The following is a 21,085-nucleotide window of genomic DNA, read 5'->3' on the forward strand; positions in this document are numbered from 1 at the left end:
TATACAGTTGTTAGTGGCCGCTAGCAGGCCCTTCTTTATTACGTGAGGACTTCAATGGACGAGAATAAGAAGCGCGCCTTGGCGGCAGCCTTGGGCCAGATCGAAAAGCAATTTGGCAAGGGCGCGGTCATGCGCATGGGCGATCATGAGCGCCAGTCGATTCCGGCCATTTCCACCGGCTCGCTCGGTCTGGATATCGCTCTGGGTATCGGCGGTCTGCCGAGAGGCCGGATCGTCGAGATCTACGGCCCCGAGTCTTCCGGTAAAACCACCCTGACCCTGTCGGTGATCGCCGAAGCGCAGAAGCTCGGTGCCACCTGTGCCTTCGTCGATGCCGAGCATGCTCTGGATCCCGAATATGCCGGCAAGCTGGGCGTGAATGTCGATGACCTGTTGGTATCGCAACCGGATACCGGCGAGCAGGCGCTGGAAATCACCGACATGCTGGTGCGCTCCAATGCCGTCGACGTGATCGTCATCGACTCCGTGGCGGCCCTGGTGCCGAAAGCGGAAATCGAAGGCGAAATGGGCGACATGCACGTGGGCTTGCAGGCTCGCCTGATGTCCCAGGCACTGCGCAAGATAACCGGCAACATCAAGAACGCCAACTGCCTGGTGATCTTCATCAACCAGATCCGCATGAAGATCGGGGTGATGTTCGGTTCTCCGGAAACCACCACCGGCGGCAACGCGCTGAAGTTCTACGCCTCGGTACGCCTGGACATTCGCCGCACCGGTGCGGTGAAAGAGGGTGACGAAGTGGTGGGCAGCGAAACCCGGGTCAAGGTCGTGAAAAACAAGGTGGCGCCGCCGTTCCGTCAGGCTGAGTTCCAGATCCTCTATGGCAAGGGCATCTACCGCAATGGCGAGGTTATCGACCTCGGGGTGCAACACGGCCTGCTGGAGAAATCCGGTGCCTGGTACAGCTATCAGGGCAGCAAGATCGGTCAGGGCAAGGCCAATTCGGCCAAGTACCTGGAAGATAACCCGGAAGTGGCACGCACCATCGAGGGCCTGATCCGCGAGAAGTTGCTGGTTTCCAGCACTCCGGCCAAGGCCAGCGCAGACGTTCTGGCCACTGCCGAGGCCTGACTCGTAGAACATGCCTGTCGTACTGGATAACCTCGTCGCGGTGCGCCGAGCGGCCATGGATCTACTGGCGCGTCGCGAGCATGGGCGCGTCGAGTTGACCCGTAAGTTGCGTCAACGGGGCGCCCCAGCCGAACTGATCGACACAGCCCTCGAGCGCCTGGCGCAAGAGGGCTTGTTATCCGAAGCGCGTTATCTGGAAAACTTTGTCGGCTATCGTGCGCGCGCCGGTTATGGGCCGTTGCGCATTCGTGAAGAGCTGATCCAGCGCGGTTTGCCCCGGCCCGCTGTCGAGCAGGCGCTGTGCGACAGCGGCATCGATTGGTGCGAGCAACTGGAGCAAACCTGGCGCCGCAAGTTTGCCGGCCAGTTACCGGGCGATGCTCGTGAACATGCCCAGCAGGGCCGCTTCCTCAGTTATCGCGGTTATCCACTGGATCTGATCAGCCGCTTGTTACGCGGCCTCGATCTGGACTGAAACATCCTTTGAACCCGGGGCCTGCGCTCCGGGTTTTTTGTTGGCTATGTCCCCTTTAGGTGTTGAAACGCGCAGTCCGGCTAGGCACTGCGTGGGGGCGATGATTCGTAGATACCGTCTTGCCCGCTGAGGGACAAGACGGTATCTACGAATAGGCTGTCAGTTACTGGGTGGTGGTTGTCTGCAGCGGTTGGCTGGCGATACGCGTCACAAATAGCTGACCTCGCTGGCCAAGCGTAATCAGCTTGGCTGTTCCCAGTGCTGCGGCTGGTTGATCAGATCCAGCAATTCGCGCAAGCGGCCGTGGTCGCGGCTATTGAATGCAAAGGCCAGGCGAGTCAGATGGCAGAGTTCCGGTTCGTCCTGCTCGGACTCGCAATAAGCCTGCTGCTGAAAACCACCGCTTTTGCACAGGCTGGTGAACTCGAGGTTCAGCTGCTGCATGACCGCTGCATTGAGCGCGTGGTTGAGGCGGATCACATAGCGATCCTTGAGCCAGCGGCTGGAGTGGTAATTGCGATAGAACTGCGCGATTTCATCGGCTGCCTCCGCGGCGCTGTGTGCCAGGCGCACTAGATGCAGGTCGCTGGGCAGGATATAGCGGTTACCCACCAGCTGGTTGTCGATAAAGGCCATGGCATCTTTCCAGAAACTACCCCCCGGTTGATCGAGCAGTACCACGGGCACCAGTGGGCTCTTGCCGGTTTGAATCAGGGTCAGTACTTCGAGTGCTTCATCCAGGGTGCCGAAGCCGCCAGGGCACAGCACCAAACCATCTGCCTCCTTGACGAAGAACAGTTTGCGCAGGAAGAAGAAGTGGAACGACAGCAGGTTGCTGGTGCCATGCACAGTGGCATTGGCCCCTTGTTCAAAGGGCAGGGTGATATTGAAGCCCAGGCTGTTTTCCAGGCCGGCGCCTTCATGGGCGGCTGCCATGATGCCGCCGCCGGCACCGGTAACCACCATCAAGTCGTGCCGCGCCAGGGTGGCGCCGAGCTCGCGAGCCAGGGCATACAGCGGGTGATCGGGCGGCGTACGTGCCGAACCGAATACGGTGACTTTGCGCCGCCGTTTGAACTGCTCCAATGAGCTGAATGCATGCTCCATTTCACGCAGGGTTTGCAGCATGATCTTGGCGTCCCAGCGATTGCGATCGGCCTGGGCCATGCGGATCACCGTGATCAGCATGTCGCGATACAGTGGCAGGTTCGGGCTGTCGCCAGGGGCGACCAAGGTAACCAGCTCGTCGACTTTGTCGGCAAGGTCGATGCCACTGGTCTGGAAGTGGCGGGATAAGTACTCGTCCGGTTCGTAAGGCATTCGACTTCTCCGTTCTGGATGCCGGCCGGATTGTTTCGCTGTCGTGAAAGCTCCGGTCATATTCAGAGTATGGCTGGCGCTTGCGCTTTGGAAGCGCTAAATACCTGATCAGGTTGCAGAAAATCTCCAGTCTGGGTGGGTGTCAGCGACAGATCGGTGGGTCGCTGTCGCTGGATTTTGATCCGGTTGGCCAGCGCGATGCAGGAGGCCCGGGTCCTTGGTTGCGTCTACGGCCGGGCTGCGGGGCTTGGCGGTATGGGCCGACCGGGCGTTCGCCGCAGCCAATGCAGACAGGCGCCTGCTGGCGAAGACGGTAGCGCGACAACTGCAGTCCTTTGGGATGGCGGGTGCGGGGCCTGTTGCAGTTGTCCCCGCGCTGGCTCAGATGGCGATCTGTTCGCCTGGCTCAGGGATGCTGGCAATCCAGTTAAGGCGCTCGCGCAGGGCCTGCTGCAGCACCTGCGTCTTCTCCAGTTCGCCATGCACCAGATACAGTTCGGGGTGATGCTCGAAATGACTGACCCAGTCGAGCAACTGCGACTGCCCGGCATGGGCGGAGAAGCCGCCGAGGGTGTGGATCTGCGCTTTTACTGCGATGCGCTGGTGGAGCATTTTCACCGTGCTGGCACCGTCGACTATGGCTCGTCCCGGAGTGCCTCTGGCCTGGAAACCGGGGAACACCACATGGCAATCTTCGCGCCAGAGGTTGTGCTTGAAATGGTGGGCGATGCGCCCTCCGGTACACATGCCACTGCCGGCGATAATGATGGCGCCGCTTTTGACCCGGTTGATCGCCATGGACTCTTCCGGGGTCGGCGTGCAGCGCAGGATCGGCAACCAGTCCTCGATGCGCCTGGCGGGCTTGTGCGCAATGGCCGCATGATCGTCCGGGTCGAACAGGTGCTGAAAGCGCGAATAGATGGTGTTGGCGCGAATGGCCATGGGGCTGTCGAGGAACACCACCTGCTGCGGCAGTCGACCCTCCTGGTAGAAACGACCGAGGTAGTAGATCAGGTCCTGGGTGCGGCCGACGGCGAAGGCCGGGATCAGTACGTTCCCGCCGTCGCGATGGGCCTGCTGGAGGATCTCGGCCAGTTCATCCAGGGTGTCGTCGCTGTTACGGTGATCGCGATCGCCATAGGTGGACTCGAGTAGCACCAGATCGGCGCGGTCGAGCGTGGTCGGTGGTTGCATCAGGGGCGAGCAGGTGTTGCCGAGATCACCGGAAAACACCAGGCGCCGGGTCAGGTGATGATCCTGTACCTGCAGTTCGACGATCGCCGAGCCAAGGATATGGCCGGCATCGTGAAAGGTTACCTGCACGCCCTTGGCTATTTCGAGTGGTTCGCCATAGGCCTGTGGGCGCCTTTGTTTGAGCGCCTGCTCGGCATCCTCGGTGGTATACAGCGGGTTGAGCGGTGGCTTGCCCTTGCGTGCACGCCACTTGTTCTCCCACTCGGTATCTTTCTCCTGGATATGCGCCGCATCCAGCAGCATCAGTTCCATCAGTTCACAACTGGCGTCGGTGGCGAAGATCGGCCCGCGATAACCGGCACCGACCAGTTTGGGTAGCAAGCCGCTATGGTCGATATGGGCATGGGAAATCACCACCGCATCCAGGCTCAGCGGATCGAAAGCGAAGGGTGCGCGATTGCCTTCGTCCTCTTCGCGGCGGCCCTGGCGCATGCCGCACTCAAGCAGCACCTTGGCGCCGTCGCGGCTTTCGATCAGGTAGCAGGAACCAGTGACTTGCTGGATGGCGCCAAGGAAGCTGATTAGAGCCATATCGGAAATCCTTGATGATGGTGAATGAGCTCAGAGTGCCGCGAATGATGGTCGCTGGCCTTGATGCAGATCAGGGTGCCGGCTGCTCGGTGCGTCCTAGATTGTGCGAAAAGTCCAGGCGAACGGCCATGCCGTAATTATTGCCGAGTGCCCGTGCACTGGCCGCCCATGCCTTGGCCGGACTTGGGCTCGCCGCTTGGCAGCAGGCCTATGGCCCTGTACAGCATAGTCCAGAGACCTGTGCGGCGGTCTTGCGTATGGCCCATTAACGGGTGCAGCGGGTAAGCAGCTCGACCTGGCCAGTGTCTATGCTCTGTTGCGCGCACTGGACCGGCTGAACGCCGCCGGTTTATGGCTGGTGGTGCAGATGACCTGTGCCCGGCGCGTGCGCCTGGACGGCATGGCCCTGGAACCTGACGACTTCAAGGTAAAGCCCGAGGGTCGTACCGGCGGCGCCTTGAACCTGGTGCCCGGTTACACCGCCTACCTGGCGCTGAATGCCCAGGCCGGGGAAACCCGTGGTTGGCTGATGGGGCAGGGACACTGTGTGGCGGCGGTCGAGGCGCTCAATAACACCCTGAACAGGCCGCGCGTTACCGCTGCGATGAAACTGGAATGAGCCGGCTAGTGGCAGACCTCTACAGCTATGCCCAGGCAGCCGATGGCGCGCCAGATGTGTCGGGTGTGCTCCAGGGTAGTCACGTCAAGCCGCATAGCGCTGGCGGTATTGCCGAAGGGGGTTGCCTCGGCTTTGCCGAGTAGCAGTACTGTCACTTGCCTCTGCCCGGAGAAAAGCTGCAGGCTTTCTTGTTGGCTGGCGCAGCCTCAATACCGGCGTTGATTGACTACTGTCGCCTATTGGCCGCAGTCGCTGTTACTGAAGCGCTCGCTGACGATCGGGCGATTGGTTTTGTATTCGCTGAACTCGTAACGCAGGACGGCGCCACGCGCCAATAACTGGCGATAGCCGGGGTTGCGGCACACGCTGTTGGCCAACTGCGCACGCACGCTATCCGGGTTGCCGCGCATCTGCGCGGCGTGGGCGGGGCGCACGCTCAGGTGATTGACCAGTTCATTGCCGTCGACGCTATAGCCTTGATCGAGAATGTCTTCGTTGATCGCCCGTGGCGTGCCAACGCTGCTTTCCTGGGCGACGCGTTCCAGGGTCTTGCTCAGCTCGAAATTGTTCAGCGATGCGGCCTGAGCGAGAACGGGCAGGCTAAGGGCGAGGATTACAGCGATCAGGCGCGGCATGGGGTTCTCCAGAGTCAGTTCGAACTCTTCGACAGGCATGAGCCTGCAGAGGTTCAGCAGGTGAGTATCTTACTTGGCTGCCTGGGTTTACCCCACCTGCAATCGTGGCGGCTTTGTTAGACTGGCGGGCTTACCGTCCCAGGATCCCACATGCCGTCCATTGCTTGCTACGGAACGCTTTGCGCATGAGCCATGCCGTCGCTCGTTTGCGCGCCGCGCGCATTGCGCGTAGTGAAAAACCTTTCCTGGCCCGTGGCTCCAAGGCCGTGCGTTGCCAGCGCTGCCGGCTGGCCCTGAGCCATTGCCTGTGCGCCTGGCGTCCGCAGATCGAGGCGAAATCGGCCATGTGTTTGCTGATGCATGATGTCGAGGCGCTCAAGCCGAGCAATACCGGTTGGTTGATTGCCGATGTAGTGGCCGACACGTCGGCCTTCGGCTGGTTGCGAACGGCGGTCGAGCCCGCCTTGCCGGCGCTGCTGAGTGATCCGCAGTGGCAGCCCTATCTGGTGTTTCCCGGTGAATACGTCGAGTCTGAGCGAGTGGTCAGAGAGGTGCAGCATGCACCTGGCAAGCGGCCATTGTTCATTCTGCTCGATGCGACCTGGACCGAGGCGCGCAAGATGTTCCGCAAAAGCCCCTACCTCGACAGCTTGCCGGTGCTCAGCCTGCAGCCCGAGCAGTTGTCGCGTTACCGTCTGCGGCGGTCCACGCGCGACGATCACCTGTGTACCGCCGAGGTGGCGGCGCTCTGTCTGGAGCTGGCCGGCGATCAGCGTGCCGCCGACGCGCTGAATGCCTATCTGGATGTCTTCAGCCAGCACTACCTGGCGGCTAAGGCTCCACGCGCGGTTGATCTGGACGACGCCTTGCACCAGCATTTACGCTTGTTTCTGTGAGTAGTTGGCTGGTTTTTTTCGGCCATAGTTGTGCCAGCAGCATGCCGGCGAGCATCAGCGCACAGCCGAAATAACCACGCAGTTGCAGCGCTTCGCCCAGTAGCCAGGCGCCGGCAATGGCGGCAAACACGGCTTCCAGCGAGAGGATGATCGCGGCATGCGAGGCGATCGCATGCTTTTGCGCCACCACCTGCAAGGTAAAGCCGATGGCCACGCCGAACAGGCCGCCATACAGAATCGCCGGGCCGGCGGCGATGATCGAGTCGAGGTGGATCTCCTCGAAGATCAGCGCCAACAGCAGGCTGATCAGCGCGCAGGTGGCGAATTGCACCACGGCCAGACGCAATGGGTCATGACGCCTGGCGAAAACCCCCACCAGCAGCACATGCACGGCCCAGACGAAGGCTCCAGCCAATTGCAGCCAGTCGCCGGAGGCGACCTGAAAGCCTTCGCCGACGCTGAGCAGAAACATGCCGAGCACCGCCAACGAGGCGCCCAGCCAGATGCCCAGCCCCGTCTTGTGGCCGAGCAGCAGGCCGAGCAGGGGCACGATGATCACGTACAGTCCGGTGATGAATCCGGCGTTGGTGACACTGGTGAAGAGCAAACCGACCTGCTGTAGATTGATCCCCAGGGCCAACGCCAAGCCCATCAGGCCACCACCCAGTAGCAGGTGGCGATTTAGCGGCGGAGGAGGTGTGCTGCGCGAGCGGCGCTCAAACAGCGGTAGCAGTGGCAGCAGAATCAATACCGCCAGGGCAAAACGCAGGCCGCTGTAGAGCAATGGCCCTATCGAGTCCATGCCCAGGCGCTGGGCGACGAAGGCCGAGCCCCAGATCATGGCCGTCAGCAGCATCAAGAGGTCGGCGCGCAGGGCCTGGCTTCGCATAAAACAGTCTCGTTGGGCAAAAGTGCAGACTGTGCCGCAAAGCAACGCGCTTGACCACTCCGAGATCGCTCGGCATGCTTGGCGCCGCCTTAGGCGCATTATGCAGTTGGCCGTGTACTATGCGCGGCTAATCGAGCGGTCTGTCGTGTTTTACCCGGCAGGCCTGCGCTAGCGGTACTCACATAACAAGAACAGGATCTGCAATGGCCGCCTATGAAATCCTGATTGCCGACGATCATCCGCTATTTCGCAGTGCGCTTCTGCAGGCACTGACCCTGGGTCTTGGCCCGCAGTCTCGCCTGGTAGAGGCTGCCAGCATCGCCGAGTTGGAAGCCTGCCTGGCGCAGAAGTCAGATTGGGATCTGGTGTTACTCGACCTCAATATGCCCGGTGCCTATGGTTTTTCCGGCTTGGCGTTGCTGCGCGGGCAATACCCGCAGGTACCCGTGGTGATGGTCTCGGCGCAGGAAGAGGTTAACGTGGTGGCGCGGGCACGCGAGTTTGGCGCGAGTGGTTTCATTCCCAAGTCCAGCTCTCTGGAGAGCATCCAGCAAGCCGTACAAGTGGTGCTCGATGGTGATACCTGGTGGCCGGAGCAAACCGAGGAGGCTGCGCAGGTCTCTGCCGAAGCTAAAGCCGCCAGTGCCGGCCTGGCCAGTCTGACCCCGCAGCAGTTTCGCGTGTTGACCATGGTCTGCGACGGCTTGTTGAACAAGCAGATTGCCTACGAGTTAAGTGTTTCCGAGGCCACGGTAAAGGCGCATGTTACGGCGATTTTCCGCAAGCTCGGTGTACGTACCCGCACCCAGGCGGCGCTGCTGTTGCAGCAGATGGAATCGATCCCCAGCAGTTGAGCGCGCTCCTGATACAGGTTGCTCGCACGTGTCGCAGTCAAACCAGTAGGCGGCGTCGCTTTGCTTGTGCAGGTTTTAGTTCTCGTGCTGGCCGGCCATTTATAGTGTGGATAACCTTCTTATGTCGCCATTCAAGGGCCAGACTGGCCTCAAGCGTATCGTTAATGCGGCGGGCTATTCGCTGGCGGGGTTGCGAGTCGCGATTGCCGGCGAAGCCGCATTTCGTCAGTTGCTGCTGCTCAACCTGGTGATGATTCCGCTGGCGTTCTACAGCGACGTCAGTCGGGGCGAGCGCGCGTTGATGGTAGCTGTCTGCCTGTTGGCGTTGATCGTCGAACTGCTCAATTCGGCACTGGAGGCGGCGGTCGATCGGATCTCCCTGGAGCTGCATCCCTTGTCGAAAAACGCCAAGGACATGGGCAGCGCCGCGCAGTTCATGTCCCTGACGTTGATCGCCAGTGTCTGGGCGGTGATCCTGCTGGGCTAGGCGCCGGTGAAGCTACCGCTGGCCGCGCAACGTTGTGGCGGCAGAACTTCAGGCAATGTTTGGCAGCACTATCTCATCGCTGCGTCTGACCCCGACAGTCAGCTCCCGGCATAGCTCGATGAATTCACGCATGGCGGCGCTCTGGTACTTCTGTTTGTGCCAGATGAAGTAGAACTGCCTGCGCAGATCCAGGCTTGGGGTTTCCACGGCCACCAGGCTGCCGCGGCGAAAGGCGTCGCGCAGGGCCAGGCGCGAGATGCAGCCGATACCCAGCCCCGACTCCACCGCACGCTTGATCGCCTCGGTGTGCTCAAGCTCCAGGCAGATATTCAACGCCTCCGGGTGGTGTCGCATGGCCTGGTCGAAGGTCAGGCGGGTGCCCGAGCCCTGCTCACGAAGAATCCAGGCCTCGCGGGTCAGTTCCGCCAAGCTGGCCTCGCCGCGTTTGGCCAGCGGGTGCTGCGGTGCGCAGAACACCACCAGCTCATCCTCGACCCAAGGCTGCACTTCGATATCCGGGTGCTGGCAATCGCCTTCGATCATCCCCAGGTCCAACTCATACTGAGCGATTTGCTGCACGACGTGAGCGGTGTTGTGCACCTGCAGTTTCACCCGGCACTCCGGGTGGCGTTGCATGAAACGGCCTATTAGCAAGGTTGCCAAGTAGTTACCCACCGTCAGGGTGGCACCGACATTGAGTGAGCCGAAGCCGCTCTTGCCGATCAACAGGCGTTCGATTTCCTTGGCTTGATCGAGCAAGGCCACCGCTTGCGGCAGCAGTTGCTGGCCCAGGGAGTTGAGACGCAGGCGCTTGCCTGCGCGGTCGAACAGTTGGCAGCCGGATTGGCGCTCCAGTTCGCTCAGCGAGGTGCTGGTTGCCGACTGCGACAGCGCCAACGCCTCGGCCGCGCGCGAGACGCTCTGCTGCTGGGCGGCGATGACGAATACCTGGAGTTGTCTAAGCGTAAATCGCATATCTATATAACCGATATTCTATATCTTGATAATCAACTTAACAGATATTCTGCCTCCGCTTAGAATGCCGTGCAATCACCCGCGATCGGTGCCGCGACTTTCCGAGGAAGCCTGCATGAGTAATCTAAACGTCGAGCGTGTGCTCAGCGTCCATCATTGGAACGATACCCTGTTCAGTTTCAAGACCACCCGCAATCCGGGTCTGCGTTTTGATAACGGTCAGTTCGTGATGATCGGTCTGCAGCAGGATACTGGGCGTCCGTTGATGCGTGCCTACTCGATCGCCAGCCCGAACTATGAAGAGCATCTGGAGTTCTTCAGCATCAAGGTGCAGGACGGCCCGCTGACTTCGCAGCTGCAGCACCTCAAACCAGGCGACGAGCTGATGGTCAGCCGCAAACCGACAGGCACCTTGGTACTCGACGACCTGTTGCCGGGCAAGCACCTGTACCTGCTTAGCACGGGCACGGGCCTGGCACCCTTCATGAGCGTGATCCAGGACCCGGAAACCTACGAGCGCTACGAGAAAATCGTGCTGGTGCATGGCGTGCGTTACGTCAACGAAGTGGCCTACCGTGAGTTCATCACCGAGCACCTGCCGCAGAACGAATACTTCGGCGATGCCTTGAAGAGCAAGCTGATCTACTACCCGACTGTGACCCGTGAAGAGTTCGAGAACCAGGGCCGCCTGACCGACCTGATGCGCAGCGGCAAGTTATTCCGCGATATCGGCCTGCCGCCGATCAACCCGCAGGACGACCGCGCGATGATCTGCGGCAGCCCGAGCATGCTCGACGAGACCGCCGCCGTACTCAACAGCTTCGGCCTGAAAATCTCCCCGCGCATGGGCGAGCCGGGCGATTACCTGATCGAGCGCGCCTTCGTCGAGAAGTAAGCTCCAGGGTCTTATGCAAAGGCTCGCTGCACCAAAAATCCCGCTCACTTGATTCAAGTGGACGGGATTTTTTTGTACTTGGATGAAAATCGGGGAGGCATCCACTGCCGACAAATCGCTCCCGGATTGCAGTGGAACTCCGCGTTGCATTCCTGGCGGATGCCCGCGCCGGGCGAATCCGCCAGGTCGGACCAATCATTCAGTTCGCTGTCGGGCAGGGCGATTCTAGTTGGGAGTTGGGTCGAGTGTGATCTGGAAGCGATTGCCGCCGCTTTTCTTCGCTGCATACATGGCGTTGTCGGCATGATTGAGCAACTGTTGTGCATCAATACCGTGCTGCGGATAAAAGGCTACCCCGATGCTCGGCAGAATCATGTGCGCCTGACCATTCAGGTCGAATGGCTGGTTGAGTGCCAAGCGGATTTTCTCGGCGACCAGCACGGCATGATCCGGCGAGTGGAAGTCTTCGAGCAGCACCACGAATTCGTCGCCACCCAGACGTGCGACCGTATCCGATTCGCGCACGCATTGCCTGAGGCGCTTGGCAACCAGTTGCAGCAGGAGGTCGCCGATGGTGTGGCCGAACGTATCGTTGACCTGCTTGAATTTGTCCAAATCGAGAAACAGCAGCGACAGCTGCGTTCGCTCCCGGCGTGTCCTGGTCAGTGCGGTGTGCAAGCGGTCGTAGAGCAGGGCGCGGTTAGGCAGTTGGGTCAGTTGGTCGTATTGGGCCATGAACTGCAAGCGACTGAGCATCTGCTGGCGCTCGATGGCTGTCGCGATCTGGGTCGAGACGAATTGCAGCAGTTCCTTGTCCTTGTCGGTGTAGCGCGCTCCGTGGGTATAACTCTGGACCACCAAGGCGCCAATGGTGCCGTTGTGCGAGGTGAGGGGCACGCCCAGCCAATACAGTGAAGCGCAGTCGATCGCCTGCACATGCTCGGGCAGGGTCGTCAGCGTTTCTGGTGAGAGCAGCAAGGTCTGCCCGGTGCGGATGATTTCCGCGCTGAGTGTGGGAGTCGCCAGATTGTGCGGAGCTGGGGCCTGATAGCGCTCGTCGATATGGTAGGGAAAGCTCAGCTGGTCGTTCTGTTCATCGTAAAGAACCACGGAAAAGTTGATGGCCGGTAACAGCTGGCCGACGATCGAGTGAACTTTCTCGAACAGGCTGGGTAGATCCTTGGCCAGGTGCGCCGCTTCGGAGATGGCATAGAGCGCTGCTTGCATCGACTCGCTGTGTTTACGCTCGCTAACGTCATGGGCCACGGCAATCCGCAGTTGATCGTCCGCCGACCAGCGGGCCGACCACATGATGTGGGCGATCTGCCCATCCTTGCGCACATAGCGATTCTCAAAATTGGGCTTGCTGGTGCCCGACATAACTTCGCTTGCCGCTTGCAGCGTCCTGGCGCGATCTTCTGGTAACACCAGTTCGATCATGCTCCTGCCGACCATTTCCTCGGCCGTATACCCAAAGATCCGTTCGCAGGCGGCACTGACAAAAACAAAGCATCCCTCTTGGTCGACTACGCAAATGGCATCGAGCAGAAGGTCAACAAGGTTACCTGATGGGACGTAAGGCTTTTTATTCATAAGGTAAATTATTGATTCTCGGAATCAGCCATGACCTGCGGGGAAGTGTGAAGATGTGCCGACAGGTGGTGCCCATGAGTCAACTTTAGTCGTAGCCCAAGTACTGCGGAAGCAATACTTCAATCAAAATGCCTAGCGGCTTCGCGCGGGCGAGTGATTACCTTGGGTTCGACAGGTCCCGCAGGTCAAGAGCATCTGATGCGATGGCTGCCTTGCCTTAACTGACGCACTCAGGTCGCCACCACTTCCAGCACGCAGATATTTCCCGGTTCCGGGTAGTGCCAACGCACATCGACATCCCACAAACGCGTGCCGTAGCGCCGTTCGGGCGATGGCACCTGATAGGCCGGGCGCGGATCCTGGGCCAGGCATTGCTCGATCAGTTCGACCAGCGGCTGGTCGAGGCGCAGGCCGTGGCTGCGCGCCTGGCTGAGGGCAGCGTCTCGCCATTGCACCTCGATCAACAGCGGAGCACCGTCGGCGATGCGGTTATAGGCACTGGCGACGCTGTCGGCATAGGGCACGTAGGGTTTGATATCCAGCACCGGTGTGCCGTCGAGCAAATCGATCCCCGATAGCCAGAGCCTGCCCGCTTCGACCTTGTCCAGTTTGACCACCGATTGCCCGATGCCGTTGGGGCGGTGGGTGGCGCGGGTGGCGAACACCCCTACCGATTTATTCCCACCCAGGCGCGGTGGACGCACTTTCAGGCGTGGCTGGTCTTCCAGTGCCTGGTGGAACAGAAACAGCAGCCAGACATGGCTGACCTGCTCCAGGCCCTGCACCGCTTCGCCCGTATCGAAGGGGGCGACCAGTTCCAGCACACCACGGGCAGCCGGTGCCAACTGTGGCTGACGGGGAATGGCGAATTTCTCCTTGAAACAGGAGCGGACGAAACCGATGGGCGAAACGGAGTAGGGCATGGGCAAGCGACTGGCAGTGGCGAGGAGGGCCATCTTACCCGCAATACGCGGCGGCCTTAAGTCACCCTAGCCAAGCAGAAGTGCCATTCCCCAGACAAATAACACTAGCCCGGCGATGCGACCGAGCCAGATGCCGCCGGGCAGCAGCTTTTCCAGCAGCACATAGACGCCGATCAATGCTGCCCACAGCAGGTTCATCACTCCGCCGACAAACAGCAGGCCCATCAGCATCCAGCAGCAGCCCAGGCAGTAGAGGCCATGCTTCAGGCCCATGGACCAACCACCGACCACACCGGAGCGCCAGTGACCGAGGAGGAACTGCACCGGTCCGCGACAATGCGCGAGGCAGGCCGACTTGCCCGGTAGCCACTGGTAGGCGCCGGCCCCCATCAGCAGGGCCGCGCCAAGCCACTGACTCTGGCTGCGCATCTGCGGGCTGAGTAGGGTCAGGCGATCCAGGCCCCATTGCAGGGCAGTGGCGATCAGGCTGAAGCCGCTCCACACCAACAGATAGGCCAGGCAGAACAGCAGCAGCGCCAGGTGCCGTTGAGGGGGCGTCATATAGCGGCGCAACATCTGCTGGTAGAGCAGGATCATCGGCAGGGCGCTCGGCAGCATCATGCCGACCATCATTACCGACCACATCGCCAGCATCAGCAGCGCATCGGCCAGGCTCCAAGGCATCGGCATGCCCGCCATGGCCATATCGACCATGGCGTTCGGCGTGGCCATGCTCGCAGCCATGCGGAACAACAGCAGCCAGGCGATGCCGGTCAACGCCAGCAGGCTCAGTAGCGTCAGCCATTGTTCCTTGCCCAGTGGCCAGTAGGGCACGCGTCGGTGTTGCTGGTCGGCGAGCTGCACCTTCAGCGCACCACCCCTTGCCCGGTGAAATGCAGTCGGGCGAAGTGACCATGACTGTTCTGCGCAGCGATCTTGATCGCGCCCTGAGTCTGGTAGGTGCCACTGGCTACCTGCGCTTCGGTGAACTCGAAGCCTTTGGGCAGGACTATTCGCGCTTCCTGAGGTTCACCGGTCACCGGGTTGCGAATCGGTTCGCCTTTGACTTCAAGTATCCCGGCGATGCGGGTGTGGGCTTCGCGCTTATCCACGTCTACTGCCAACTCGATGGGCACAAACTGCGGTTCGAGCATCTCACTGATGGTACTGGCAAATACCGAAAACACCGTGGCGCCTGGCTCGGTGTCTTCGCCAGAGAGAATGTGCAGCAACGCCTCACGCTGCTCCGGGGTGGCCTTGTCCTCGATGAATGCCTGGCAGCGGCCACTGCCTTGGTGGATTGCGCCGGGCCAGGCAAAGGTGGCGACCCAGCACAGGCCGTCCAGCTTGACCTCGTTGTAGTGGCCCTGGTCGATGCGCATCGACACCACGGCCTCGCAGTTGCCGTGGCTAGGTAGGGCGCTGAATTGGCAGGGACAGCCCCAATCGCAGTTGCAGGTGGCAAATTCGGCGCCCTGCATACGCCAGTCAGCCATGCTCATGGCCTTTGCTCCTTGCCGCAGGCGCGGCTTCAGGTGCGGTTACCCCAAACAGTAAAACTAGCAGAGCCGTCGGTGGCCGGGCGGCGCGCCAGACCAGCGGCCGCACGTGTTGGCAAAGTTGACTCAGAGGCTGAAGCCGCCATCAATGGGGATAATGTTGCCGGTCATGTAGGCGCCGGCAGTACTGGCCAGGCTGATCGCCAGGGCAGCCATTTCTTCCTCGCGGCCCCAGCGCTTCATCGGAATCAGCGCGGTATCCTCGGCCATGGCCGCTTCATCCTGGGCGATGTGCTGGGTCATCTTGCTCGGAAAGCGCCCCGGCGCAATCACGTTGATGTTGATGTGCTGGCCGACCAGTTCGCGGGCAAGCATGCGCGACAGTTGATGCAGTGCGGCCTTGCTCGGGCCATAGGCGTAGGCGTCTTCGCCATGGGAGGTGATGCCGGCTACCGAACCGATATTGATCACCCGCGCCGGATTGGTCGCCGAGCCGGCCTTGCGCAGCAATGGCAGCAACTGCTGGATGCAGCTGAACACCGAGGTCACGTTGAGCTGCATGACTTTTTCCCAGCCCTTGACCGGGTAGGACTCAAGCGGCGCGCCCCAGGTGGTACCGGCATTGTTGACCAGGATGTCGAGCTGGCCGATTTCGCCTGTCAGTTGCGCGGCCAGTGCCTGCACGCCTTCCTCGCTGGCCAGGTTGGCGGCGAGGCCGTGGCACGTGCCAAAGGCTGAGAGTTCGGCGGCGGTTTGCGCGCAGGCCTCGCCGTCACGGGCACATACATAGACAGTCGCACCGGCCTCGAGGAAGGCCTTGGCGATCATCTTGCCGATACCGCGGGTGCCACCGGTTACCAGCGCGGTGCGGCCTTGCAGGGAGAAGTAGGGGTGCATGGCGAATCCTCTTGGGGGATGAATGCCATTACCCTAAACGCCCGGCCTGCCAACGGCAGGCATTATTGCGCCTGGGAATGCAGCGCCATGAGCCATGCGCCGCTCCCTCAGCTGAGGTTCAGCCACGCACGCGCAGAGTCAGACCCTTGAGGAAGTTGCGCAGGAACTGATCGCCGCAGGTGCGGTAGTTGCTGTGGCCGAACTTGCGAAACAGGGCGCTCATCTCGGGTTTTGATACCGGGCAGTCGACGCTCTGCATGATCTCGTGCATGTCGTCTTCTTTCAGTTCGAAGGCCACGCGCAGCTTTTTCAGCACCATGTTGTTGGTCACTGGCAGCTCGAAGGGCTGGGCCGGTCGGCTTTCGTCCTTGCCGCGCTTGAGGTACACCAGGCCATCGAGAAAGTGCGCCATCAGCTCGTCGTCACAGGCGACGAAGCCTTCCTCGTCGTCCTTTTTCAACAGCGGAGCGATTTCGGCCACGCTGGTCTGCTTGCCGCTGAGCTGGATGATTTCGACAATTTTCGCGTCACTGACGTCGAGCATATAGCGCACGCTGCGCAGTACATCGTTATTGAGCATGAGGGTGTCCTGAAATGTTGGGAACTGCAGCACTCAAGTGCTGCAGCCGGAGAAATGCCTAGAAGCGTTCTTTCGCGGCCAGGTAGCGCCATTGGCCGGGCTGGACTTTGGCCATGGACACGCCGCCGATACGGATGCGCTTCATGCCCAGCACCTTGAGGTCGACGCTGTTGCACATGAATACGATCTGTCCGGGCTGCGGGTTTTTCAAGGCGAAGCGCAGGCGGGTTTCGTTCTGCCAGCTGACCTTGCACGGTGGCAGTGCTGAGCCGTTGAAACTCAGGCCGTGGTTCAGGCGTTTTAGTTGGCTGTTACTGAGTGTGCCGATGACCTCGACGACATACTCCTGCTCCAGCTTGGCCTGATCGTCCTTGAGCTTGCGCTCGATCCGCCAGTCCTGAGTCAGCACGTGCAGGCCATCGGCGCCGGCTTGCAGTGGCAGGCAGGTGACCAATCGCGCGAAGTGGCTTTTCAGCGGGCGGATGCCGGAGCCGTCTTCCGGCCATTGGCTGGCTTGGCTGACGGTTTCGACCGCGCGATCCGGGAAGTGGCCGGAGGGCACATAGAGCAGCAGGGTGACCGGCTCGACCGGTGCCAGTACCGCGTCCGGGAGCAGCTCGACGCGCTGTGCCTCGACCTTGAATTGCGGCTCTTGCACCACCACGCCATCGACCAGTACCCAGCCGCCCTCGATATACAACTCGGCCTCACGACGTGAGCAGCCGACCAGTTCAATCAGGCGTTTGGACAGGCGTATCGGGTCGGTCATGGAAAGAGTCGTCGGTAAAAAAGGGCTGTCATTGTAACTGGCCAGGGCCGTCGTGCGCGGATCATTGGGCAAACGGTGCAGATAAAAACTCTGCCGTAGGAGGGGTGGCAACCCATCGAGCAGCGGATGGACTTCACCTGCGCGGCCGGTCGGATCCTTCGCCACGTAATAAAAAGCCGCTCCGAAGAGCGGCTTTGCAACGCGAGCAGGGTACTTAACCGCCGAGGTAGGCGTCGCGCACCTTCGGGTCATTGAGCAAGTCATGCCCGCTGCCCTGCATGACGATCCGGCCGTTCTCCAGCACATAGCCACGGTCGGCCAGCTTGAGCGCCTGGTTGGCGTTCTGCTCGACCAGGAATACGGTCACGCCATCCGCGCGCAGCTGTTCGATGATGCCGAAGATCTGCTGGATGATGATCGGTGCAAGCCCCAGGGAGGGTTCGTCGAGCAGCAGCAGCTTGGGTTTGCTCATCAACGCACGGCCGATGGCGAGCATTTGCTGTTCGCCGCCGGACATGGTGCCGGCGCGCTGCGACAGGCGTTCCTGCAGGCGCGGGAACAGCTGCAGGACCTTGTCCAGTTGCTCCTGGAACTCGCCCTTGGCCGTGAAGAAGCCGCCCATCACCAGGTTCTCTTCCACGGTCAGGCGGGAGAATACCCGGCGACCTTCCGGTACCACGGCAATGCTCTTGCGCATGATGTCCGGGGTGTTCTGGCCGATCAACTCTTCACCCTCGAAGCGGATGCTGCCACTGCTCGCCTGCGGTGAGCCGCACAGGGTCATCAGCAGGGTCGATTTGCCGGCGCCGTTGGCACCGATCAGGGTGACGATCTCGCCTTGGCGCACCTCGACGTCGACGTCATGGAGTGCCTGAATCTTGCCGTAGAAGGTGGAAACCTTGTCGAAATACAGCATCAAGCTTCCCCCAGGTAGGCTTTGATCACGTCCGGGTTCGCGCGGATCTGCTCCGGCGTGCCTTCGGCCAGGGGCGTGCCCTGGTTGATCACGTAGATATGGTCGGAAATGCTCATGACCAGCTTCATGTCGTGCTCGATCAACAATACGGTGACGCTATGTTCATCGCGCAGCATGCGGATCAGGGCTTTGAGGTCGTCAGTTTCCCGCGGATTGAGGCCGGCGGCCGGCTCGTCGAGCATGAGGATGCGCGGCCGCGTCATCATGCAGCGAGCAATTTCCAGGCGGCGTTGCTGGCCATAGGCGAGGGTGCCGGCCGGGCGGTTGGCGAATTCGGTCAGGTTGACCTGCTCCAGCCAGTGCGCGGCGTATTCCATGGCTTCGCGTTCGCTCTTGCGAAACGCCGGGGTCTTCAACAGGCCGGCAATGAAGTTGGTGTTGAGGTGGCGGTGCTGAGCCACCAGCAGGTTTTCCACCGTGGTCATTTCCTTGAACAACCGCACGTTCTGGAAGGTCCGCACCACGCCCTTGCGGGCGATCTTGTGGCCTGGCAGGCCTTCGATCTGCTCGCCATTGAGGCGGATATTGCCGCTGGTTGGCTGGTAGAAGCCGGTCAGGCAGTTGAATACCGTGGTCTTGCCGGCACCGTTCGGGCCGATCATCGACACCACTTGTTTTTCATTGACGGTCAGCCCCACTCCGTTGACGGCCAGCAGGCCGCCGAAGCGCATGGACAGGCCGCTTACTTCCAGAATAGGGCGGCTCATTGTTTCAACTCCAGGTGCGGGCGCTGCATGGGTAGCAGGCCTTGCGGACGCCAGATCATCATCAGCACCATCAGCGCGCCGAACATCAGCATGCGGTACTCGTTGAATTCGCGCGCCAGCTCCGGCAACAGGATCATGACGATGGCGGCCAGGATGATCCCCAGCTGCGAGCCCATGCCGCCCAGCACGACGATGGCGAGGATGATCGCCGACTCGATGAAGGTGAAGGATTGCGGGCTGACCAGGCCTTGGCGTGCGGCGAAGAAGCTGCCGGCAAAACCGGCGAAGCAGGCGCCCAGGGTGAAGGCCGAAAGTTTGATCATGGTGGGGTTCATGCCGAGGGCACGGCAGGCGATTTCGTCTTCGCGCAGGGCCTCCCAGGCCCGGCCAATCGGCATGCGCAGCAGGCGGTTGATCACGAACAGGGTCAGCAGTACCAGCACCAGGGCAATCAGGTAGAGGAAGATCACCTTGTTGATCGAGGCATAGGCCACGCCGAAATATTCATGAAACGTCTGCATGCCTTCAGCGGCCTTGCGGTCGAACGACAGGCCGAACAGCGTCGGCTTGGGGATCGAGCCGATACCGTTGGGGCCGCCGGTCAGCCAGGTCATGTTGTTCAGCAGGATGCGGATGATCTCGCCGAAACCCAGGGTGACGATGGCCAGGTAGTCGCCGCGCAGACGCAGCACCGGGAAACCGAGGATAAAACCGAAGAACGCCGCCATCAGGCCGGCAATCGGCAGGCAGACCCAGAAGCTCAGGCCGAAGTAGAACGACAGGAGTGCATAGCTGTAGGCGCCTACGGCATAGAACGCCACGTAACCGAGGTCGAGCAATCCGGCCAGGCCAACCACGATGTTCAGGCCCAGGCCGAGCATTACGTAGATCAGGATCAGGGTGGCGATGTCCACCGCGCCGCGGCTGCCGAAGAACGGCCAGGCCAAGGCCGTGATGATCAGCCCGATGATCACCCAGCGCTGGGTCGAGGGCAGGGTGAGGAAGTTGCTTGCCTGACTCGGCATGCTCGGTAACTTCGGTGCATGGCTCAGGACGGCACTCAGCTGGGTGCGGAACAATTGCCAGAAAAACATGGCAATCGAGCTACCGAGGATGGTCCAGATAACGGCCGGGCTGGCACCTTGCACTTGCAGCTTGATGCCCACGGTGCTCAGCTTCAGGCCGATCACCGGATAGGCCACGGCCAGCACCAGCAGGGCGCTGAAGAAGGCCGTTTTGAAGTTTTTCTTGATCGCGCTACTCATACTTTCTCAACCTCCGGGCGACCCAGAATACCGGTCGGTCGGAACAGCAGCACCAGCACCAGCAGGCTGAAAGCCACCACGTCCTTGTACTGATCGCCAAAGATGTCGGCGCCGAAAGCTTCGGCTACACCGAGCACCAGGCCGCCCAATACCGCGCCCGGGATGCTACCAATGCCGCCCAGTACCGCGGCGGTGAACGCCTTGATGCCGGCGAGGAAGCCCAGGTGCGGGTTGATCACGCCGTACTGCATACCCAGCAACACGGCGGCAACTGCGGCCAGAGCGGCGCCGATGACGAAGGTCAGGGAGATGATGTTGTGGGTGTTGATGCCCAGCAGGTTGGCCATCTTCAGGTCTTCGGCGCAGGCCCGGCAGGCCCGGCCCAGTCGCGAACGGGAGATGAACAGGGTCAGACCGACCATTGCCAGGAAGGTGACGACGAAAATCAGCACCTGCATATAGGAAATGACCACGCCATTCATGGCGCTTTCACCGAACACGAAATTGCCCGGTAAGGGATTGGGAATGGCTTTGTCCTTGGAGTCCTGAGACAACAACATGAGGTTCTGCAGGAAGATCGACATGCCGATCGCCGAGATCAGCGGGATCAAGCGGTTGCCACCGCGCAGGGGGCGATAGGCGACGCGTTCGATGCTGTAACCGTAGGCTGCGCAGACAATGATGCTGGCGGCGAAGCCGGCGATCATTATCAGGGGCAAGCTGTCCAGGCCGAACATGGTCAGGCCGGCGATAACGATGAAGACTACATACGAGCCAATCATGTAAACCTCGCCGTGGGCGAAGTTGATCATGCCGATGATGCCGTAGACCATGGTGTAGCCAATGGCAATCAGGGCATAGGTACTGCCAACGGTCAGACCGTTAACCAGCTGTTGCAGGTAGTGATACAGATCAGGCATTGCCTAACTCCTGGGTCGTCACGCACGTCAGCGC

At 60.9% G+C, this 21,085-nt stretch carries 22 protein-coding genes and 1 pseudogene; 7 read left to right on the forward strand and 16 right to left on the reverse strand.

Annotation, left to right across the window (positions count from 1 at the left end; genetic code table 11):
- The first annotated feature begins 54 nt into the window (after positions 1-54).
- Together recA and recX are read left to right on the forward strand one after the other, a co-directional pair.
- Entirely contained in the window at positions 55-1,092 is a 1,038-nt protein-coding gene (recA, locus tag B2D37_RS02135; RefSeq protein ID WP_079201179.1) for a recombinase RecA, read from the forward strand.
- A 10-nt stretch (positions 1,093-1,102) separates the two neighbouring features.
- Positions 1,103-1,567 carry a recombination regulator RecX gene (gene recX / locus B2D37_RS02140; protein ID WP_079201180.1) on the forward strand — a complete coding sequence of 155 codons (465 nt, stop codon included), beginning with the start codon at positions 1,103-1,105 and terminating at the stop codon, positions 1,565-1,567.
- A gap of 240 nt (positions 1,568-1,807) precedes the next feature.
- On the opposite strand, the gene B2D37_RS02145 is transcribed toward recX, so the two are convergent.
- Together B2D37_RS02145 and B2D37_RS02150 are read right to left on the reverse strand one after the other, a co-directional pair.
- Positions 1,808-2,887 (reverse strand): LOG family protein, encoded by a 1,080-nt coding sequence (locus B2D37_RS02145; RefSeq protein ID WP_079201181.1) that lies wholly within the window; start codon positions 2,885-2,887, stop codon positions 1,808-1,810.
- 381 nt (positions 2,888-3,268) lie between these two features.
- A complete protein-coding gene (locus B2D37_RS02150) occupies positions 3,269-4,672 on the reverse strand; it encodes an MBL fold metallo-hydrolase RNA specificity domain-containing protein (RefSeq protein ID WP_079201182.1) in 1,404 nt (467 codons plus the stop codon).
- Between the two features lie 140 nt (positions 4,673-4,812).
- On the opposite strand from B2D37_RS02150, the pseudogene B2D37_RS02155 reads away from it, so the two are divergent.
- Positions 4,813-5,497: pseudogene (locus B2D37_RS02155) on the forward strand (xylulose 5-phosphate 3-epimerase); the annotation flags it as partial.
- Positions 5,498-5,527: 30 nt separating this feature from the next.
- Here the strand turns inward: B2D37_RS02155 and B2D37_RS02160 are convergent.
- On the reverse strand, positions 5,528-5,926 hold the full coding sequence (locus tag B2D37_RS02160) for a quorum-sensing-regulated virulence factor family protein (RefSeq protein ID WP_079204873.1): 399 nt from the start codon (positions 5,924-5,926) through the stop codon (positions 5,528-5,530).
- Positions 5,927-6,111: 185 nt separating this feature from the next.
- Between B2D37_RS02160 and B2D37_RS02165 the strand changes: the two genes are divergently transcribed.
- Positions 6,112-6,822, forward strand: a complete 711-nt coding sequence (locus B2D37_RS02165) for a tRNA-uridine aminocarboxypropyltransferase (protein ID WP_079201183.1) — start codon at positions 6,112-6,114, stop codon at positions 6,820-6,822.
- Here the strand turns inward: B2D37_RS02165 and B2D37_RS02170 are convergent.
- The gene (locus B2D37_RS02170; protein WP_079201184.1) at positions 6,758-7,711 is read right to left on the reverse strand and encodes a DMT family transporter; all 954 of its coding nucleotides are present in this window, start codon (positions 7,709-7,711) and stop codon (positions 6,758-6,760) included. The two genes, B2D37_RS02165 and B2D37_RS02170, sit on opposite strands and share 65 nt — an antisense overlap.
- A gap of 203 nt (positions 7,712-7,914) precedes the next feature.
- On the opposite strand from B2D37_RS02170, the gene erdR reads away from it, so the two are divergent.
- A complete protein-coding gene (erdR, locus tag B2D37_RS02175) occupies positions 7,915-8,565 on the forward strand; it encodes a response regulator transcription factor ErdR (RefSeq protein WP_079201185.1) in 651 nt (216 codons plus the stop codon).
- 121 nt (positions 8,566-8,686) lie between these two features.
- Positions 8,687-9,052, forward strand: coding sequence for a diacylglycerol kinase (locus tag B2D37_RS02180; protein ID WP_079201186.1), 366 nt, complete (start codon positions 8,687-8,689; stop codon positions 9,050-9,052).
- Between the two features lie 48 nt (positions 9,053-9,100).
- Here B2D37_RS02180 and B2D37_RS02185 read toward each other — a convergent pair whose 3' ends face one another.
- The gene (locus B2D37_RS02185) at positions 9,101-10,027 is read right to left on the reverse strand and encodes a LysR family transcriptional regulator (protein WP_079201187.1); all 927 of its coding nucleotides are present in this window, start codon (positions 10,025-10,027) and stop codon (positions 9,101-9,103) included.
- Between the two features lie 115 nt (positions 10,028-10,142).
- On the opposite strand from B2D37_RS02185, the gene fpr reads away from it, so the two are divergent.
- Positions 10,143-10,922 (forward strand): ferredoxin-NADP reductase, encoded by a 780-nt coding sequence (gene fpr / locus B2D37_RS02190; protein WP_079201188.1) that lies wholly within the window; start codon positions 10,143-10,145, stop codon positions 10,920-10,922.
- Between the two features lie 225 nt (positions 10,923-11,147).
- On the opposite strand, the gene B2D37_RS02195 is transcribed toward fpr, so the two are convergent.
- The 11 genes from B2D37_RS02195 to livH all read right to left on the reverse strand — a co-directional run bounded on the left by B2D37_RS02195 (position 11,148) and on the right by livH (position 21,051).
- Positions 11,148-12,515, reverse strand: a complete 1,368-nt coding sequence (locus tag B2D37_RS02195) for a bifunctional diguanylate cyclase/phosphodiesterase (RefSeq protein ID WP_079201189.1) — start codon at positions 12,513-12,515, stop codon at positions 11,148-11,150.
- Positions 12,516-12,745: 230 nt separating this feature from the next.
- Entirely contained in the window at positions 12,746-13,438 is a 693-nt protein-coding gene (tsaA, locus tag B2D37_RS02200; RefSeq protein ID WP_079204874.1) for a tRNA (N6-threonylcarbamoyladenosine(37)-N6)-methyltransferase TrmO, read from the reverse strand.
- Between the two features lie 66 nt (positions 13,439-13,504).
- Complete coding sequence (locus B2D37_RS02205) at positions 13,505-14,302, reverse strand: DUF2182 domain-containing protein (protein WP_256573139.1); 798 nt, start codon at positions 14,300-14,302, stop codon at positions 13,505-13,507.
- A 2-nt stretch (positions 14,303-14,304) separates the two neighbouring features.
- On the reverse strand, positions 14,305-14,940 hold the full coding sequence (locus B2D37_RS02210; RefSeq protein WP_079201190.1) for a DUF1326 domain-containing protein: 636 nt from the start codon (positions 14,938-14,940) through the stop codon (positions 14,305-14,307).
- Between the two features lie 123 nt (positions 14,941-15,063).
- On the reverse strand, positions 15,064-15,834 hold the full coding sequence (locus tag B2D37_RS02215) for an SDR family oxidoreductase (protein ID WP_079201191.1): 771 nt from the start codon (positions 15,832-15,834) through the stop codon (positions 15,064-15,066).
- A 118-nt stretch (positions 15,835-15,952) separates the two neighbouring features.
- Positions 15,953-16,414, reverse strand: coding sequence for a DUF1456 family protein (locus B2D37_RS02220; protein ID WP_079201192.1), 462 nt, complete (start codon positions 16,412-16,414; stop codon positions 15,953-15,955).
- 58 nt (positions 16,415-16,472) lie between these two features.
- Positions 16,473-17,183, reverse strand: a complete 711-nt coding sequence (locus B2D37_RS02225) for an rRNA pseudouridine synthase (RefSeq protein ID WP_079201193.1) — start codon at positions 17,181-17,183, stop codon at positions 16,473-16,475.
- 214 nt (positions 17,184-17,397) lie between these two features.
- Positions 17,398-18,099 carry an ABC transporter ATP-binding protein gene (locus tag B2D37_RS02230; RefSeq protein ID WP_079201194.1) on the reverse strand — a complete coding sequence of 234 codons (702 nt, stop codon included), beginning with the start codon at positions 18,097-18,099 and terminating at the stop codon, positions 17,398-17,400.
- Positions 18,099-18,866, reverse strand: a complete 768-nt coding sequence (livG, locus tag B2D37_RS02235) for a high-affinity branched-chain amino acid ABC transporter ATP-binding protein LivG (RefSeq protein ID WP_079201195.1) — start codon at positions 18,864-18,866, stop codon at positions 18,099-18,101. The genes B2D37_RS02230 and livG overlap by 1 nt, the downstream gene beginning before the upstream one ends.
- On the reverse strand, positions 18,863-20,131 hold the full coding sequence (locus B2D37_RS02240) for a high-affinity branched-chain amino acid ABC transporter permease LivM (protein WP_079201196.1): 1,269 nt from the start codon (positions 20,129-20,131) through the stop codon (positions 18,863-18,865). The genes livG and B2D37_RS02240 overlap by 4 nt, the downstream gene beginning before the upstream one ends.
- Positions 20,128-21,051, reverse strand: coding sequence for a high-affinity branched-chain amino acid ABC transporter permease LivH (livH, locus tag B2D37_RS02245; RefSeq protein ID WP_079201197.1), 924 nt, complete (start codon positions 21,049-21,051; stop codon positions 20,128-20,130). Before livH ends, B2D37_RS02240 begins: the two co-directional genes overlap by 4 nt.
- Between the last annotated feature and the right edge of the window lie 34 nt (positions 21,052-21,085).

Origin of the sequence: Pseudomonas sp. CC6-YY-74 (assembly GCF_002025205.1) — a bacterium.
Lineage (GTDB): Bacteria > Pseudomonadota > Gammaproteobacteria > Pseudomonadales > Pseudomonadaceae > Aquipseudomonas > Aquipseudomonas paeninsulae.

Excerpts from the sequence above, each read along its gene's own strand:
- recA (WP_079201179.1), top strand. The coding sequence starts at position 55 with ATGGACGAGAATAAGAAGCGCGCCTTGGCGGCAGCCTTGGGCCAGATC.
- recX (WP_079201180.1), top strand. The coding sequence starts at position 1,103 with ATGCCTGTCGTACTGGATAACCTCGTCGCGGTGCGCCGAGCGGCCATG.
- B2D37_RS02145 (WP_079201181.1), bottom strand. The coding sequence starts at position 2,887 with ATGCCTTACGAACCGGACGAGTACTTATCCCGCCACTTCCAGACCAGT.
- B2D37_RS02150 (WP_079201182.1), bottom strand. The coding sequence starts at position 4,672 with ATGGCTCTAATCAGCTTCCTTGGCGCCATCCAGCAAGTCACTGGTTCC.
- B2D37_RS02160 (WP_079204873.1), bottom strand. The coding sequence starts at position 5,926 with ATGCCGCGCCTGATCGCTGTAATCCTCGCCCTTAGCCTGCCCGTTCTC.
- B2D37_RS02165 (WP_079201183.1), top strand. The coding sequence starts at position 6,112 with ATGAGCCATGCCGTCGCTCGTTTGCGCGCCGCGCGCATTGCGCGTAGT.
- B2D37_RS02170 (WP_079201184.1), bottom strand. The coding sequence starts at position 7,711 with ATGCGAAGCCAGGCCCTGCGCGCCGACCTCTTGATGCTGCTGACGGCC.
- erdR (WP_079201185.1), top strand. The coding sequence starts at position 7,915 with ATGGCCGCCTATGAAATCCTGATTGCCGACGATCATCCGCTATTTCGC.
- B2D37_RS02180 (WP_079201186.1), top strand. The coding sequence starts at position 8,687 with ATGTCGCCATTCAAGGGCCAGACTGGCCTCAAGCGTATCGTTAATGCG.
- B2D37_RS02185 (WP_079201187.1), bottom strand. The coding sequence starts at position 10,027 with ATGCGATTTACGCTTAGACAACTCCAGGTATTCGTCATCGCCGCCCAG.
- fpr (WP_079201188.1), top strand. The coding sequence starts at position 10,143 with ATGAGTAATCTAAACGTCGAGCGTGTGCTCAGCGTCCATCATTGGAAC.
- B2D37_RS02195 (WP_079201189.1), bottom strand. The coding sequence starts at position 12,515 with ATGAATAAAAAGCCTTACGTCCCATCAGGTAACCTTGTTGACCTTCTG.
- tsaA (WP_079204874.1), bottom strand. The coding sequence starts at position 13,438 with ATGCCCTACTCCGTTTCGCCCATCGGTTTCGTCCGCTCCTGTTTCAAG.
- B2D37_RS02210 (WP_079201190.1), bottom strand. The coding sequence starts at position 14,940 with ATGAGCATGGCTGACTGGCGTATGCAGGGCGCCGAATTTGCCACCTGC.
- B2D37_RS02215 (WP_079201191.1), bottom strand. The coding sequence starts at position 15,834 with ATGCACCCCTACTTCTCCCTGCAAGGCCGCACCGCGCTGGTAACCGGT.
- B2D37_RS02220 (WP_079201192.1), bottom strand. The coding sequence starts at position 16,414 with ATGCTCAATAACGATGTACTGCGCAGCGTGCGCTATATGCTCGACGTC.
- B2D37_RS02225 (WP_079201193.1), bottom strand. The coding sequence starts at position 17,183 with ATGACCGACCCGATACGCCTGTCCAAACGCCTGATTGAACTGGTCGGC.
- B2D37_RS02230 (WP_079201194.1), bottom strand. The coding sequence starts at position 18,099 with ATGCTGTATTTCGACAAGGTTTCCACCTTCTACGGCAAGATTCAGGCA.
- livG (WP_079201195.1), bottom strand. The coding sequence starts at position 18,866 with ATGAGCCGCCCTATTCTGGAAGTAAGCGGCCTGTCCATGCGCTTCGGC.
- B2D37_RS02240 (WP_079201196.1), bottom strand. The coding sequence starts at position 20,131 with ATGAGTAGCGCGATCAAGAAAAACTTCAAAACGGCCTTCTTCAGCGCC.
- livH (WP_079201197.1), bottom strand. The coding sequence starts at position 21,051 with ATGCCTGATCTGTATCACTACCTGCAACAGCTGGTTAACGGTCTGACC.